1 pseudogene is annotated in these 1,119 nt (G+C 66.3%); it reads right to left on the bottom strand.

The annotated features are described in order from the left end of the window. Window positions 1-129 precede the first annotated feature (129 nt). A pseudogene (locus F6Q13_RS17240) lies at window positions 130-1,119 on the bottom strand (hypothetical protein); the annotation flags it as partial.

The raw sequence follows: 1,119 nt of genomic DNA, 5'->3' as shown, positions 1-1,119 counted from the left end.
ATGCGTGAGGCACCAACCACCGCTTCGCGCTCACTTTTAGCTGAGGCACCTCGCGCCTAGCGGCGCGGCAGCCTGAACTGTCCGACACACCGTCTTAAGAACCCGCCAGGTTTGGGACCGGGCAGAATATCAATGCCCGCTTGCCGGGCCTTCCTCCCATTCTTCTTCGGGCGTCTCGCCAAGCCAGTGCGGATGAGCGTGCGGAGGGGGCACCACGTGGGGGCCGAAAGTCTGGCCGGGTGCGCCGAAGATGGGAAGCCTGGGGTCAACAGGCGCTTTGGGTAACGGCTCAGCGGGAGCGGGAGCTGGTTCGGGACCGGGAGCGGCAGGCGCTCGGGGCAACGGCGGAGCAGGAGGAGGTTCGACAGGCGGTCGCGCAACGGGTGGGGGTTCCACTTTAGGTGCGGGCGGCGGTAGCGGCAGTGGAGCATCCGCAAAATTACCTGGCGACAGCGGGGTGCGGACCGGGATTTTCCCCTCAAGGTACTTCTGGATGTCGGGCACTTCTGGTTTAAACACGGTGCCGGCCTGGGTGGCGTTGGGCCGTAGGTCGCGTATCACCAACGTGTTTGTCTTCGGGTCATAGACAGCAATCCCGTTATTTGGGGTCGAGCCCGTGATCAAGCTCGGGTCGGTGCCGCTTCGCCGGAGCAAGTCCTCGACCGTCTTGGTCAGCTGCTCTCGGCTCATTCCGGGGAAGTCTTTTGCCGCGTGATCATCGAACGCGTGACCCCGAGTGATCTTTTGCGCCGCCCGGGTGATCGGGTCATCGCTCCACCCACCTGGCGGGGGATTGGGTGGTGGTTGCGGTGCGTCCTTGAACGTGTGCTGGTCGACTGCTTGGACGCGCCCGTTCCTCTCCGGCGGCGCCGGGACCGCGGGCTCGTCGAACATCAGGCTGCCCCAGTCCGCGGTGGCCTCGTTGAGTTGGGCGGTGAGGTGCTGGTCGTTGGCGACCAGCATGCCGACGCGGTGGCGGATGAAAGCCGAGTGCGCCTCGGCCGCGGCCTGGCGCTCGGCCAGCTGCTCGCGCGAGCTGGCCTGGCGGGTATCGGTCGCCCTGTAGTCCTCGTTCACCTCGAGGCCGTCGCGCTGCGCGTCGTCGACCGCATCCAGTGC

The organism is Mycobacterium sp. (assembly GCF_008709575.1).
GTDB lineage: Bacteria > Actinomycetota > Actinomycetes > Mycobacteriales > Mycobacteriaceae > Mycobacterium.
The sequence above is the reverse complement of the archived record's forward strand: the minus strand, read 5'-3'. Positions and strand labels throughout refer to the sequence as shown.